The following is a 14,344-nucleotide window of genomic DNA, read 5'->3' on the forward strand; positions in this document are numbered from 1 at the left end:
GCGGGCGAGACTCCGAGCATGGAACGACGGCGACTCGACGAGTACCTCGAGGCCGAGGGACTGGCGTCGGTGTGGTTCGCGCGCCCGGAGGGGTTCGCGTGGGTCACCGGCGGCGACAGTCGCGTCGACCGCGAGGCCGGCGTCGGCGTTGCGGCGGCGGGCTACGACGGCGACGGCGTGACGGTCGTCGCGCCGAACAACGAGACCGAGCGCCTGCGGGACGAGGAGCTCCCGGAGGACGTCGCGGTGGTGTCGTACCCGTGGCACGAACGAGACCTGTCGGAGGCGGTCGCGGCTGTCGCGAGCCAGCCGGCGGCTGCCGACGTCGACGTCCCCGGGTTCGGGGGCGTGGACGCGAGCGCACTCCGCCAGCCGCTCTCGGACCGCGACCGGGAGGCGTACGCGGACGTCGGCCGACGGACGGCCGCGGCCGTCGAGGCAGTGTGCAAGGAGCTGCAGTCGACGGACACCGAGGGCGAGGTCGCGTCCGCGCTCTCGGTCGCGCTCTCCGTGCGAGAACTGACCGCGCCCGTCGTACTCGTCGGTGGCGCCGACCGCGTCGGCCCGTACCGGCACTTCACGCCCACCGAGAGCCAGCTCGGCGACTACGCCGCGATATCGGTGACGGCGTACGACGACGGCCTGTACGCCTCGTGTACGCGGACGGTCGACTTCGACGCGCCCGAGTGGCTCGCCGAGCGCCACGCGGCGGCGGCGCGCGTCGAGACGACGGCGCTCGCCGCGACGCGCGCGGTCGGCCGCGAGGACGGCACCGCCGCGGACGTCTTTGAGGCCGTACAGGACGCGTACGCCGAGGTCGGGTGGCCCGACGAGTGGCGCGAGCACCACCAGGGCGGCGCCGCCGGCTACGCCGGCCGGGAGTGGATCGCGACGCCGACGAGCACCGAACCCGTCCACCTCCCGCAGGGGTACGCGTGGAATCCGACCGTCGAGGGGGCCAAGAGCGAAGGCACCGTGCTCGTCGACGAGGACGGCTTCGACCCGCTGACGACGACCGACGACTGGCCGACGATCGAGGCCGACGCCGTCGGGTTCGACGTCTCCCTCGACCGGCCCGCGACCTACGACGCCTGAGCGGGGCTCCGTCTCGAAACCGCCACATGCCTTTCGACGGACGTCGAATGTTCCTTTCGATTACCTTTTAGTCCGCCCCGACGGTGGGTTCTGGCATGGGACTCGACGAGGACTCACTGGACTATCACGCGGAGGACCCACCCGGGAAGCTGGAGATATCGACGACGAAGCCGACGAACACCCAGCGAGACCTCTCGCTGGCGTACTCGCCGGGCGTCGCCGCACCCTGCGAGCACATCGCCGCCGACCCCGACGACGCGTACAAGTACACCGCGAAGGGGAACCTCGTGGGCGTCGTCTCGAACGGCAGCGCCGTCCTTGGACTGGGCGACATCGGCGCACAGGCATCCAAGCCCGTCATGGAGGGCAAGGGCGTCCTCTTCAAGCGCTTCGCCGACATCGACGTCTTCGACATCGAACTCGACCAGGACGACCCCGAGAAGATAATCGAAGCCGTCGACGCGATGGAACCGACGTTCGGCGGCATCAACCTGGAGGACATCAAGGCCCCCGAGTGCTTCCAGATCGAGGAGACGCTCCGGGAGTCCATGGACATCCCCGTGTTCCACGACGACCAGCACGGGACCGCCATCATCTCCGGTGCAGCGCTCGTCAACGCCGCCGAGATCGCCGGGAAGGACCTCGAGGACCTCGACATCGTGTTCTCCGGGGCCGGCGCGTCCGCGATCGCGACCGCGCGGTTCTACGTCTCGCTCGGCGCGAAGAAGGAGAACATCACGATGTGCGACTCCTCGGGCATCATCACGACCGAGCGCGCTCGCGACGGCGGCGTCAACGAGTTCAAGCAGGAGTTCGCGCGCGACGTCCCCGGCGGCGACCTCGCGGACGCGATGGCGGGCGCGGACGTGTTCGTCGGCCTCTCCATCGGCGGGCTCGTCGACGAGGACATGGTCCGGTCGATGGCCGACGACCCGATCGTGTTCGCGATGGCGAACCCCGACCCCGAGATCGGGTACGAGGCCGCGAAGAACGCCCGGGACGACACCGTCATCATGGCGACCGGGCGCTCTGACTACCCGAACCAGGTGAACAACGTCCTCGGGTTCCCGTTCATCTTCCGCGGCGCGCTCGACGTGCGTGCGACGGAAATCAACGAGGAGATGAAGGTCGCGGCGGCGAAGGCACTCGCGGAGCTCGCACGCAAGGACGTGCCGGACGCGGTCGTGAAGGCGTACGGCGACCAGCCGCTGCAGTTCGGGTCGGAGTACATCATCCCGAAGCCGCTCGACCCACGCGTGCTGTTCGAGGTCGCGCCCGCGGTCGCGGAGGCGGCGATGGACGCGGACTGTGCGCGCGTCGAGGTCGACCTGGAGGCGTACGAGGAGCGCCTGGAGGCGCGCCTCGGGAAGTCCCGCGAGATGATGCGCGTCGTCCTGAACAAGGCGAAGTCGGACCCGAAGCGCATCGCGCTCGCCGAGGGGACCGACGAGAAGATGATCCGGGCGGCGTACCAGCTCGAGGAGCAAGGGATCGCGGAGCCGGTGCTCATCGGGAACCCGAAGACCATCGCGAAGACGACTCAGCGGCTCGGACTGGACTTCGAGCCGGAGGTCGCGAACCCGCGGGAGGCCGACGAGTACGAGGAGTACGCAAAGCGCCTGCACGACATCCGTAAACGCAAGGGTCTCACGGAGAACGAGGCGCGGGACCTCGTGCGTCGGGACTCGAACTACTTCGGGAGCGTGATGGTGGAGTCCGGCGACGCGGACGCGCTCATGACGGGGCTGACCCATCACTACCCGAGCGCGCTCCGGCCGCCGCTGCAGGTCATCGGGACCGCCGAGGACGCGGACTACGCGGCGGGCGTATACATGTTGACGTTCAAGAACCGCGTGATATTCTGTGCGGACGCGACCGTGAACCAGGACCCGGACGCGAAGGTGCTCGCGGAGGTCGCCGAGCACACCGCGGACCTCGCTCGCGAGTTCAACGTCGACCCGAGGGTCGCGATGCTTAGCTACTCGAACTTCGGGAGCGTCGACAACCCCGGCACCAGGAAGCCCCGCAGGGCGGCGAAGATGCTCCGCGAGAACCCCGAGTTCGACGCGCCCGTGGACGGCGAGATGCAGGCGGACACCGCCGTCGTCGAGGACATCCTCGAGGGCACGTACGACTTCAGCGACCTGGAGGGGCCGGCGAACGTGCTCGTGTTCCCGAACCTCGAAGCCGGGAACATCGGGTACAAGCTCCTCCAGCGCCTCGGCGGCGCGGACGCCATCGGCCCGATGCTCGTCGGGATGGACAAGCCCGTGCACGTCCTCCAGCGCGGCGACGAGGTCAAGGACATCGTGAACCTGGCCGGCGTCGCGGTCGTCGACGCCCAGGAAGAAGACTAACGACGCGAGCTTACGCGTCCCCTTTTCGCCCACGTTTTGCGCGGACCGAGCGTAGCGAGGCGACGCAGTCGCCTCGATGGCGAACGGGCATCGCCCGTGAGCCGAAGCGAGCGGGTCGACAAACGTTGGTACGTGGTGAGTCAAAGGGGCGTTTGTGCCTTCGGCTGGTTTTTCGCAGTGGGGTTCGTCTGTAATGGTGTGAAGCGACGGGAACTGGTGGCGGCGGGCGTGAGCGTGGTGTGTGCCGGAGTGGTTGGTGCGTCGCGTGCGGACGAGTTCGAGTCGGTCGTGAATCGACCCGATCGACTCGACGGCGCGGGTGCGTCGTCGGGCGAGGCAGAGGCTGAGGGTTCGTCGAGTGGTGACGGGACGAGCGAGGACGGCGACGACCTGGCGCCGCGGTCGACGCTGGAGGTGGTGTCGACGGCGTCGGGCGAGACGTCCGTTCGGTTCCGCCTGACGCGCGCGGAGACGGGCGAGGTCGTCCACGACCGCGTGCGTTCGATGGCGTACGGCGAACGCGCGTACCTCTCGGGACTCCTCTCGCGCGGTGAGTCGTTCGTGTTCGCGCTCGCGGTCGACGACGCGACGCTCGTCCGCGAGACCGTAGAGCCGGGCGAACAGGCGGTGTTCGAACTGGTCGACGAGACGACGGTGTCCGTCGTCGCGTAGGGCCGAATCGCCGGTAGCACCGGCGATCGCTGCGTGAGTCCTCCTGCGGGAGTAGCGAATCGAGAGCGAGAGACGGGTCCGTGGGTGGACCGCGAGCGGCTCGACAAAAGGTGGTCGTGCGACCTCGCGGGCGTCGCCGTCGTCGACGCCCATGAAGAAGACTCGGAACGCGAGCTTACGCGTCCCCTTTTCGCCCACGTTTTGCGGGCCGCGACCGAAGGGAGCGGCCCGACAAAAGGTGGGTGTGTCTAGTCCGAGGCGTGGCGGTCGGCGCGGCTCGGCGGCGGGTACTGCGGGCCGGAACCCGGGGACTCGGGGATCACGCACCGGTCGGGTTCGTCGTTGACGTGCGCGTACTCGCGGGGTGCGTTCGCGAGCGGATGCGCGGGGTTGTCCGCCGAGTGGATTCGCGCGGCGCGGCACTCGGTGAACCCGGAGACGCGGGCGCGGATACCGCGCCAGTGGAACTGGCTCGCGCGCGGGACGTCGATGCTTGCTGTCGGCTGCCAGTCGGGGTGCCGGCCGGCGAGGACGGCGTTGTTCACGTTCGCGGCGAGTTCGTCGTGGTCCACGAGGACGCCGACGCTCGCCGACGCGGGTGCGCGTTCGGCGACGACGTCCAGCCCGAGGTGGAGTGCGCGGTACTCCGCGACGTTGTTGTCGGGGGCGTCGTCGCTCGCGGCGATGCGAGCGACGCGCTCGCCGTCGCGAGTCTCGATGACGGCGCCGATCCCACCGTCGTCGTCCGCGCGGAACGACCCGTCCGTCGCCACGTAGAAGTCGCGGTGGTGGGTCCGGGGCGGGTGTGCGATGTGAGGAGTCGGCGACTCGTCGAACAGATCCCGCAGCGCGGGACGGCCGTGAGCGGCCATGTGCGACGGAACGATATTCGCGGACTTAAATCCATCCCCCGTGCGGTTCGATGGCACGCGCGAGCGGCCCGGAGTTTCGGTACCGGCAGACACCCCTTCGAATCGAAGGCTTCACGCCACGGCCAGTCGTCGCTACCCACGTGAGCCGGTATCGAGACGTCGCGCTGTTCGTACTGCTCGCCGCGATCTGGGGGAGCGCGTTCCTCGCCATCAAGACCGGTCTCGAGGCGGGACTCCCACCGGTCCTGTTCGCGGCGCTCAGGTACGACGTCGCGGGCGTCATCATGCTCGCGTACGCCGCCTGGCGCGTCGACCACTGGATCCCGAGCGGTCGCGCCGAGTGGGCGACGGTCGCCGCCGGCGCGACCCTCATGATCGCCGCGTACCACGCGCTGCTGTTCGTCGGCGAGACCGACCCCGCCGTGACGAGCGCCGCCGCGGCCGTGCTCGTCGCGCTCTCGCCCGTCCTCACGACGGGATTCTCGCGCGTGTTCATCCCCGACGAACCGGTGACGGCCGCGACCGTCGGCGGCACGCTCCTGTCCCTCGTCGGCGTCGTCGTCCTCGTCAGGCCCGACCCCGCGAACCTGCTCGCCGGCGGTGCCGTGGCCAAGACGCTCGTGTTCCTCGCCGCGGGCTCGTTCGCGCTCGGGAGCGTCCTGACGAAGGTCCCCGACGCCGACCTCCCCATCGAGACGATGCAGGCGTGGTCGATGACCGGCGGCGCCGTACTCATGCACGTCGTCAGCCTCGCCATGGGCGAGACGCAGACGTTCGGCGTCCAGTGGACGACGGGCGCGCTCGTGTCGCTCGCATACCTCGCGCTCGCCGCGTCCGCGCTCGGGTTCCTCCTGTACTTCTACCTCCTGGACCGCCTCGGCCCGATCGAGATCAACATGGTGAGCTACGTCGCGCCCATCTTCGCGGCGCTCTCGGGGTGGGCGGTCCGAGGGGAGGTACCGACGCCGTACACCGTCGTCGGGTTCCTCGTCATCTTCGCCGGGTTCGCGGTCGTCAAACGCAGTGCGCTTCGCGCGGAAGTGGCCTCGCTCCGGGACGTGCTCGGGTCCTGACGGGGGTTGGACTCCGAGGCGAGTTCAGGCCTCACCGTGCGGGTGTCCGACGAGGAGGGCGAGGACGTTCAACACGAAGAGTGCGAGGAACGCGAACGTGTCCGACGCGCCGTCCAGACCCGTGAGCAGGAGGGGGATGTGGAGGAACGGGAGGGCGACGGCGGTCCAGAAGCCGAGGACGCGGACCGGCTTGAGTACTGAGCGAGTGACGCGCCGCGAACCGGGGAGGGCGTGGGAGTCCGGGAGCGGGAAGGGCATCGTAGTTCACGCATCGACCGACTGGCGCATATAATGGCGCGATTATTCGACCCGTTTCGCCTCTCTTCACACCCCACAGGTCAACAGTAAAACGTTTCACGAACGGTCGAGAGCGGCCGAGACGTTTTACAAACGTCACAACGCCGCTCGTTGTAACTGGACTACAAGCCGAACGTAGGTGGTCGCTACTCGCGCAGGATCGGAGTCGTTGCGCTGAAGGCTGCGCTCGCATCGGTGATCGCCGTCCGTGGCGTCTCGCGCGCGCTCGTCGCTCCCGGTGCGCGCTCCCCGCGCGCACTCGCCGTCGGGCCAACGCTCGACGCGGTCGCGGTCGGCAGTTCGTTCGGCACAGTCGACTCCCTCCCCGCAATCGACTCGTTCGTCGCAGTCGACTCGTTCGTTGCAGTCAATTCGTTCGTTGCAGTAGATTCGTTCGTCGCAGTCGATTCGTTCGCCTCGGAGTCGACGAGATCGACGGTACGGGTCGCCGCGACCTCCTCGTACGCGACCGAGACCGAGACATTCCCGGTGGCGTCCGGGGTGCGGACGCGCCAGGAGACCGTCGTCGTCTCGCCCGCCGCGACCGACGTCGGGACGCGCGTCGTCCGAGAGCCGACGACAACGACCGCGTCACCCGTCGCGTCGGCGGTGCCAGCGTTCGAGAGCGTCGCGTTCACGCGCATCGCGTCGTTCGCGCGCGCCGACGCCGGCACCGACAGCGACTCGAGGACGATTTCGGGGCCCTCGACGCGGAACGACGAGTTCGCCGACCGGTATCGCTCGCGTACCGTCGAGGCCTTCGTCGCTCGAACCGTCGCGTCGCCCGGGACGTGGAACGGGAACGACACCCGGCCATCGGAGCCGGTCGCGTACGTCGTCCCGAACAGCGAGACGTTGGCTGCGACGCGCTCGCCGGTGTCCGTCCGGCGCACGACGAACCGCGCGCGCTCGCCCTCCCGGACCGGGTTCGGCGACACCCACACCGAGAGGTTCACCGGGATCCGCTCGACGTCGACCCGCGTCTCAGCGGCGAGGAATCGCACCGCTGGCGTCCGGTTCGCACGAACCTCGATGCCGACTCGATCCGCTTCGGCGAACGTCACGTTCGCCACGCCGTCCGCGCCCGTCGATATCGTCCGGGTCCCGACCGAGAGCGTCGCGTTCACCGCCGCCCCCGTGTCCCGTCGCGTCACCGACACCGCCACCGGGTCGTCGACCCGCGGCGCGCTCTCGTTCACGGCAACCCGCAGTCGAACCGGCCGTCGGTCGACCGCGACCGTCGCCGTCCCGTCCACGAACCGGTACCGGTCGGTCGGCGAGCGCGACGCCCGCACCTCGTACTCGCCTGCAGCGTCGAACGTCACGTTCGCCACGCCGTCCCCGCCCGTTTCGACCGTCCGGCCCGCGACCGACACCGTCGCCGACACCGGTCCGCCGTCCGCGCGCCCGACCCGCACCGGCACCGACTCGTTCGTCACCACGCCCCGCGGCGTCGACACAACGAGTTCGGTCTCGTACCGGCGGACGCGCACCGTCGTCGACGCCGTCCGGTTCCCGTCCGGACCCGTCGCCGCGACGTCGTACGTCCCCGGCTCCGCGAGCGACACAACCACCGTTCCGTCCTCGCCCGTCGTGTGCGACTCGCCCGCGACGACCACCGACGCACCGCTGCGCGGCCGCCGGTCGACAGATACCGTCACCGCGACCGACTCGCCCGGCGAGACCGTCGACGCGTTCACCGACACCGACACCTGCCCGTCCTCGCTCTGGTCGCCGAACGGAAACACCGGCGAACTCTCGCCGCCAGCGAGCGTCGCCGGCGACATCACGCCGACGACCCACAGGCCGACGACCGCGACGACGATGCCGACGAGCAACAGCACCTGGGGGTCACGCGTCGGCCGATAGGGGCCCTTCGACGTGCGACGAGTCTTCGACACTGGCGCGACGTAGGACGGGGGCAGGTAAAGTCGTTTTCGCAGACACGCCGACCAAGCGGCGAAAGTACGAGTCGAAGCAACGGCCGACGACGAGTACGCGATCCGGCCGCCAGCCCAGTTACTGGAAGCCGATTCGGCCACCCGCGCGGTCGCGGGACTCCGCACCGCCGCCCTGGAACTGGTCCTCGATCTCGGCGTAGTACTCGAGGAGGTCGTCCGTGATCGTCGGGCGCACGGAGTCCATCGCCGTCCGGAAGTGCTTCATCGTCACGCCCGTCGGTTCCTCCGTCTCGCGGAGCGCCTCGATGGCGGCCTCGCGCGCGATCGACTCCAGGTCGCTCCCGACGTAGCCGTCGGTCATCTCCGCGATCTCGCGGAGGCTGACGTCCGCCGACAGCGGCGTGTCCTGCGTGTGGATGCGCAGGATCTGTTCGCGGCCCTCGACGTCGGGCTGGCCGACCATCACGAGCCGGTCGAACCGGCCGCTCCGGATGAGCGCCGGGTCGATCATGTCCGGGCGGTTCGTCGCCCCGATCACCATCACCTCGCCCATCTCCTCGAGGCCGTCGAGTTCGGTCAGCAGCTGGTTGACGACGCGCTCGCTGACGTTCGACCCGACCTCGCCGCCGCGTGCGGGTGCGAGCGAGTCGAGCTCGTCGAAGAAGATCACGGTGGGGGAGACCTGGCGGGCCTTCCGGAACGTCTGCCGGATCGCCTTCTCGGACTCGCCGACCCACTTCGAGAGCAGCTGCGGGCCGCGGACGCTGATGAAGTTCGCGTTCGTCTCGTTCGCGACCGCCTTCGCCATCAGGGTCTTGCCCGTCCCCGGCGGCCCGTACAGGAGCACGCCAGCCGGCGGGTCGATGCCCATCCGCTCGAACTTCTCGGGGTTGTTGAGCGGCCACTGGATGGACTCCTCGATGTTCTGCTTCGCGGTGTCGAGCCCGCCGACGTCGTCCCACGTGATCTTCGGGAGTTCGACGAGCACCTCCCGCATCGCGCTCGGTTCGACCTCGTTGAGCGCGCCACGGAAGTCGTCGCGCTTGACGATCATGCGGTCGATGAGCGACGGGGGGATGTCCTCCTCGTCGAGGTCGATCTCGGGGAGGTAGCGCCGCAGCGCCTTCATCGCCGCCTCCTTCGTCAGGCTCTCGATGTCCGCGCCGACGAAGCCGTGGGTCTCGCTCGCGAGGTTCTGGAGGTTCACGTCGTCGCTCAGCGGCATTCCGCGCGTGTGGATCTGGAGGATCTCCTCGCGACCGGTCTCGTCGGGCACGCCGATCTCGATCTCGCGGTCGAACCGGCCGGGCCGCCGGAGGGCGGGGTCGACGGAGTCGACGCGGTTCGTCGCGGCGATGACGATGACCTGCCCCCTCGATTCGAGGCCGTCCATCATCGTCAGTAGCTGGGCGACGACGCGACGCTCGACCTCGCCCGTGACGTCCTCGCGCTTGGGCGCGATGGAGTCGAGTTCGTCGATGAAGATGATAGAGGGCGACTCCTCGGTCGCGTCCTCGAAGATCTCCCGCAACTGCTGTTCGGACTCGCCGTAGTACTTCGAGATGATCTCCGGGCCGGCGATGGAGAAGAAACTCGCCGACGTCTCGTTCGCGACCGCCTTCGCGAGCAGCGTCTTCCCGGTGCCCGGCGGGCCGTGCAGGAGCACGCCCTGTGGCGGCTCGATGCCGAGCTTCTTGAAGATCTGGGGGTGCTTCATCGGGAGTTCGACCATCTCCCGGACGCGCTGAATCTCGCCCTGGAGGCCGCCGATGTCCTCGTACGTGATCCCGCCCCCGGTCTTCTCGAACCCGCTGATGGGCTCCTCGCGGAGTTCGACGTCGGTGTCCTCGGTGATGAGGACGACGCCCTCGGGCTGGGTCTCGACCGCGATGAGCGGGATCGCCTGCCCGGGCGACCGCATGAACGGATGGTTCGTGGAGGACATCACGGGCACGATGTCGCGCTCGACGACCGGCCGCTTGAGGATCTGTCGCTTCACCATCCCGGCGGCGTCGCTCCCGAACTGCACGGACGCCTCCTCGGGCGGGGCGAGCGTGAGCTTGTCCGCCTTCGTCGCCTCCGCCTTCCGGATCGTCACGCGTTCGCCGATGCCCACGTCGGCGTTCTGTCGCGTGAACCCGTCGATGCGGACGGTGTCGGTGTTCCAGTCCTGTCGGTCCGCACGCCACACCTTCGCCGCGGTCGTGTCCGCGCCCTCTATCTCGATGATGTCGCCGGGACTCAGCTTCAGATGCAACAGCGTGTCCGGGTCGAGTCGCGCGATACCGCGCCCCGAGTCGTTCGGGTACGCCTTCGCCACCTCCAGTTGGACTTCGTTCATGATTGGGGGACTGCCTGGATGGTCGAACGTGGGTCTCGGGCCCCGATATGTCTTTTGCTCAGACGGGGTCGTGCGTTCGCCCGCACGCCGTCGGTCGCCGACGACCCACCCGCTGTGATACTCTGTAGCATCGTTGTGCCGGCGGGCACAAATCCCTGTCGTCGCTGGCCACCAACTGGACACGAGTACCGAAGCCACGACTCCGGCCTCGGGGTCACTCCGCGAACGAGAACCGGTCACTCCGCGAACGAGAACCGGTCACTCTTCGGCTGGCGCTCGCGGTTCGTCGAACCACTCCACGTCGACGACGTGCCCCTCCGGGTCGAAGTGGACCGTCGCGACCTCGTGCCCGACCGGCGTCGACCGGATGTCGAACCGCTCCATCGCATTCTCGTGGAGGTCCTCGACGTCCCGCCAGTCGGGCTGCCAGCCCTTCGCCTCGCCGAGCTTCACGCCGAACACCTCGCGGCCGCGCTTCTGGACGACGCCGAGCGGGCGCGAGTGCGCCGGTCCGTCCTCGCCGCGCCACGCCGACAGCCGCTCCCAGAGACCCTCGAACACGCTCGAACCGTTCGACCCCCGCGTACTTAACGACTCGCTGGAACGCGACCGTCACGGCCAGCGAGCCGCCGGTTCCAGAGACGTTAAACCACCCGTCCATCAATGCCGCGTCATGAAGCGACGGGAGTACCTCGCCGCGGCCCTTGTGGGGGCCACCGCCGGCTGTCTCCGTCTCACGAACGAGACGACGGAGACGGCGACGATGGCGCCGTCGACCGCGACGGACCGACCACAGACCGGTTCGACGACCGACACGGCGGACGGCGGCCCGACGAATAGCGAGGCGGAGGACGCGGAGTCGACCGACGGGCAGGGGGCGGTCGCGAGGTTCGACGTCGCGTGGACGCACGAGGACGCCGGCCTCGACGTGAACTTCCGACCGGACGCCCTCGTCGCCGACGACGACGAACTGCTCGCGTTCGGCCCGCAGGTCGCTCGCGTCGACCCGAGCGAGCCGGCGACGCTGGCGCGAACCGCTCGCCCGGACGGGAACGTCGGCCTGGTCAGCGTCCAGTCGACCGCGGTCGCCGACGACGTCTGCTACGTCGGGTACCGGAGCGACCCGGTGCAGGTCGTGCGCGTCGCTCACGACGCATCCGCGGTCGAGTGGCGGTTCGAGGCGGACGCGAACCTGGAGGACGTCAGCGCGCTCGCCGTCCACGACGGCGTCGTCTACGCCGGGACGCGAGCACGCCAGACGTCAGGGCGTGCGACGCTCTACGCCCTCGACGCCACCAGCGGCGAGGTGCTGTTCTCCCACGAGTACGCCGAGGACCACGAGATAACGACCGCGTCGGTCCACGACGACGTCGTGTTCCTCGGGATCGACGGGGACGACCCGTACCCGAACGCAGTCGATACGACGAGCCGGGAGCTGTTCGACACCGCGATCGAGTACGGCGTCGCCGCCGGTCGCCTGGTCAACGCGACCGCGGACGCCCTGTTCGTCGTCGACGACCAGACGCTCGTCGCCCGGGAGTGGGAGTCCTTCGACGTGCGGTTCGAGCAGTCCCTCTACGACTACCCGACGCGACCGCCAGCGTTGCACGACGGCGTGCTCTACCTCTCGAACGACCCCGGCGTTCGCGCCTTCGACCCCGAGAGCGGCGAGGAGCGGTGGCTCGCACGGACGACGGCGCGCGTCCGCCGCCCCCCGACGTTCGACGGCGACGGCGTCGCGTTCGTCGGCGACGACGAGGGGATACTGTACGCGCTCGACGCGAAGAGCGGCGAGATACGCCACGAGGCTGCGCCGTTCGAGTACCACCTCGCGGACCAGGTATTCGTCGACGGCCAGCTCGTCGCCGCGATGAACGGCCTCCGCGGCCTCGACGTCGTCCGCGAGTAACCGACCGCGGTCCGGGCGTCCCCTCGCCGCCGACCGCGGCGCTTTTCGCGCTCGCCGACGCTCTTGGTGGTATGCGAACGCTCGCGTTCGACGGCCGGACGGGCGCCAGCGGCGACATGCTCCTGGGTGCACTCGTCGCCGCCGGCGCCGACCCCGGCGTCCTCGACGCACTCGAAGCCGACCTCCCCGTCACGTACGACGTCCGCGAGGTCGACCGGAACGGCATCACCGCGACGAAGGTCGACGTCGTCCACGACGACGCCGAGGGCGGCGACGACGGAAACGACCACGACCACCCCCACGGCGACGACCACTCGCACGGCCACTCCCACGGCGACGACCACTCGCACGGCCACTCCCACGGCGACGACCACTCGCACGGCGACGCGGAGGGTCACGGCCCGAGTCGGTCGTATCGCGAGGTCGTCGAGTTCGTCGAGGGCCTGGACGTCGCGGCGGGCGTCCGAGAGGACGCGCTCGCGGTGTTCGAGCTGCTGGGGGAGGCGGAGGCGAGCGTGCACGGCGTCGACCTCGCGGAGACGCACTTCCACGAGGTCGGTGCCGACGACGCGATCGCGGACGTCGTCGGCGTGTGCGCGCTCCTCGCGGATCTGGACGTCGAGCGCGTGGTGACGACCCCGGTCGCGGTCGGTGGTGGGTCGGTCGAGATGGCTCACGGGACGTACCCGGTGCCGGCGCCGGCGGTCGTGGAGCTCACCGAGCGCGCCGACTGGCGGGTCCGCGGGGGTCCCATCGACGCCGAGCTGCTGACGCCGACTGGCGCGGCACTCCTCGCACACTTCGCCGAGGGCGTCGAGTCGCTCCCGTCGACGACCGTCGACGCGTCCGGGTACGGCGCGGGAACGAAGTCCTTCGAGCGGCACCCGAACGTGCTCCGGGCGACCGTCGGCGACGCTGGGGAGGGCCTCGCGCGAGAGGACGTCGCGGTACTGGAGACGAATCTCGACGACGCCACGCCGGAAGTCCTCGGCGGTCTCCAGGAGTCCCTGAAGGCAGCGGGCGCGTACGACGTGACGATCCTCCCGACGACGATGAAGAAGGCCCGGCCCGGCCACCTCGTGAAGGTCGTCTGTGCGCCCACGGACGCGGAGGCGGTCGCACGACGGCTCGCCGAGGAGACCGGCACGCTCGGCGTTCGCGCGGCGAGCACGAGCCATCGCTGGGTCGCGGAACGGGCGTTCGAGCCCGTCTCCATAGACGTCGACGGCGAGTCGTACGCGGTCGACGTGAAGGTCGCGAGCGACCGCGACGGCGTCGTCTACGACGCAAGCGCCGAGTACGAGGACGCTGCGGCGGTCTCGCGCGAGACCGGACTACCGACGCGAGAGGTCGTCCGACGGGCCGAGAACGCCTACCACGAGGATGCGTGACGAAGTAACAATAGTCTACGCCGCCACTCTATAGACGGTTGCGATCCACTCCAACGTATCCCTAATACACCTCTAGGAATCTCCATGCGCATATATCCATGCAGACATAGCCTTATACTCCACGCGCTGCCATCACTGGGTGAGATGACCCACCCCACCGAAGCCCACGAATTCACGTTCGGCTGCTACCGCACCGAGGAGGTCCCGGACGTCGACGACGCCGAGAACGCGACCACCGACGACCCGACGGTCGTCACCGACGGCGGCCCCGGCGGCGCGACCACGTGCCCCGCTTGCGAGAACGACCTCGCGAACGTCCAGGGCGTCCCCGCCTGCACACGCTGCGCCTGGAACGCGAACTGACCGGACGATCCGCCGCACCGAACCGACCGCGAACTCGCCCACCGCACCACGGCCGTCGCGACCGCACCGTCTC

At 69.4% G+C, this 14,344-nt stretch carries 12 protein-coding genes; 7 read left to right on the top strand and 5 right to left on the bottom strand.

Annotated features, from left to right (window positions below):
• Positions 1-18: 18 nt before the first annotated feature.
• The 3 genes from G9C85_RS06825 to G9C85_RS06835 all read left to right on the top strand — a co-directional run bounded on the left by G9C85_RS06825 (position 19) and on the right by G9C85_RS06835 (position 4,124).
• Positions 19-1,095, top strand: a complete 1,077-nt coding sequence (locus tag G9C85_RS06825) for a Xaa-Pro peptidase family protein (protein WP_166038209.1) — start codon at positions 19-21, stop codon at positions 1,093-1,095.
• A gap of 95 nt (positions 1,096-1,190) precedes the next feature.
• On the top strand, positions 1,191-3,452 hold the full coding sequence (locus G9C85_RS06830) for an NADP-dependent malic enzyme (RefSeq protein ID WP_166038211.1): 2,262 nt from the start codon (positions 1,191-1,193) through the stop codon (positions 3,450-3,452).
• A 198-nt stretch (positions 3,453-3,650) separates the two neighbouring features.
• Positions 3,651-4,124, top strand: a complete 474-nt coding sequence (locus G9C85_RS06835) for a hypothetical protein (RefSeq protein WP_166038212.1) — start codon at positions 3,651-3,653, stop codon at positions 4,122-4,124.
• Between the two features lie 248 nt (positions 4,125-4,372).
• Here G9C85_RS06835 and G9C85_RS06840 read toward each other — a convergent pair whose 3' ends face one another.
• A complete protein-coding gene (locus G9C85_RS06840) occupies positions 4,373-4,996 on the bottom strand; it encodes a reverse transcriptase-like protein (RefSeq protein ID WP_166038214.1) in 624 nt (207 codons plus the stop codon).
• A gap of 140 nt (positions 4,997-5,136) precedes the next feature.
• On the opposite strand from G9C85_RS06840, the gene G9C85_RS06845 reads away from it, so the two are divergent.
• Complete coding sequence (locus tag G9C85_RS06845) at positions 5,137-6,069, top strand: DMT family transporter (RefSeq protein ID WP_166038216.1); 933 nt, start codon at positions 5,137-5,139, stop codon at positions 6,067-6,069.
• 24 nt (positions 6,070-6,093) lie between these two features.
• Here G9C85_RS06845 and G9C85_RS06850 read toward each other — a convergent pair whose 3' ends face one another.
• The 4 genes from G9C85_RS06850 to G9C85_RS06865 all read right to left on the bottom strand — a co-directional run bounded on the left by G9C85_RS06850 (position 6,094) and on the right by G9C85_RS06865 (position 11,169).
• Positions 6,094-6,327: a hypothetical protein gene (locus tag G9C85_RS06850; protein WP_166038218.1), complete on the bottom strand. Its 234-nt coding sequence runs from the start codon at positions 6,325-6,327 to the stop codon at positions 6,094-6,096.
• Between the two features lie 185 nt (positions 6,328-6,512).
• Positions 6,513-8,267: a CARDB domain-containing protein gene (locus G9C85_RS06855; protein ID WP_166038220.1), complete on the bottom strand. Its 1,755-nt coding sequence runs from the start codon at positions 8,265-8,267 to the stop codon at positions 6,513-6,515.
• Between the two features lie 118 nt (positions 8,268-8,385).
• Complete coding sequence (locus G9C85_RS06860) at positions 8,386-10,608, bottom strand: CDC48 family AAA ATPase (protein WP_166038222.1); 2,223 nt, start codon at positions 10,606-10,608, stop codon at positions 8,386-8,388.
• A 258-nt stretch (positions 10,609-10,866) separates the two neighbouring features.
• Entirely contained in the window at positions 10,867-11,169 is a 303-nt protein-coding gene (locus G9C85_RS06865) for a hypothetical protein (RefSeq protein ID WP_166038224.1), read from the bottom strand.
• A gap of 112 nt (positions 11,170-11,281) precedes the next feature.
• Between G9C85_RS06865 and G9C85_RS06870 the strand changes: the two genes are divergently transcribed.
• The 3 genes from G9C85_RS06870 to G9C85_RS06880 all read left to right on the top strand — a co-directional run bounded on the left by G9C85_RS06870 (position 11,282) and on the right by G9C85_RS06880 (position 14,271).
• Positions 11,282-12,517, top strand: coding sequence for a PQQ-binding-like beta-propeller repeat protein (locus tag G9C85_RS06870; RefSeq protein ID WP_166038226.1), 1,236 nt, complete (start codon positions 11,282-11,284; stop codon positions 12,515-12,517).
• Positions 12,518-12,588: 71 nt separating this feature from the next.
• Positions 12,589-13,908: a nickel pincer cofactor biosynthesis protein LarC gene (gene larC / locus G9C85_RS06875; RefSeq protein ID WP_166038228.1), complete on the top strand. Its 1,320-nt coding sequence runs from the start codon at positions 12,589-12,591 to the stop codon at positions 13,906-13,908.
• Positions 13,909-14,052: 144 nt separating this feature from the next.
• Positions 14,053-14,271, top strand: coding sequence for a hypothetical protein (locus G9C85_RS06880; RefSeq protein WP_166038230.1), 219 nt, complete (start codon positions 14,053-14,055; stop codon positions 14,269-14,271).
• Positions 14,272-14,344: the final 73 nt, after the last annotated feature.

Origin of the sequence: Halorubellus sp. JP-L1 (assembly GCF_011440375.1) — an archaeon.
Classification (GTDB): Archaea; Halobacteriota; Halobacteria; order Halobacteriales; family Natrialbaceae; genus Halorubellus.

Excerpts from the sequence above, each read along its gene's own strand:
- G9C85_RS06825 (WP_166038209.1), top strand. The coding sequence starts at position 19 with ATGGAACGACGGCGACTCGACGAGTACCTCGAGGCCGAGGGACTGGCG.
- G9C85_RS06830 (WP_166038211.1), top strand. The coding sequence starts at position 1,191 with ATGGGACTCGACGAGGACTCACTGGACTATCACGCGGAGGACCCACCC.
- G9C85_RS06840 (WP_166038214.1), bottom strand. The coding sequence starts at position 4,996 with ATGGCCGCTCACGGCCGTCCCGCGCTGCGGGATCTGTTCGACGAGTCG.
- G9C85_RS06850 (WP_166038218.1), bottom strand. The coding sequence starts at position 6,327 with ATGCCCTTCCCGCTCCCGGACTCCCACGCCCTCCCCGGTTCGCGGCGC.
- G9C85_RS06860 (WP_166038222.1), bottom strand. The coding sequence starts at position 10,608 with ATGAACGAAGTCCAACTGGAGGTGGCGAAGGCGTACCCGAACGACTCG.
- G9C85_RS06870 (WP_166038226.1), top strand. The coding sequence starts at position 11,282 with ATGAAGCGACGGGAGTACCTCGCCGCGGCCCTTGTGGGGGCCACCGCC.
- larC (WP_166038228.1), top strand. The coding sequence starts at position 12,589 with ATGCGAACGCTCGCGTTCGACGGCCGGACGGGCGCCAGCGGCGACATG.
- G9C85_RS06880 (WP_166038230.1), top strand. The coding sequence starts at position 14,053 with ATGACCCACCCCACCGAAGCCCACGAATTCACGTTCGGCTGCTACCGC.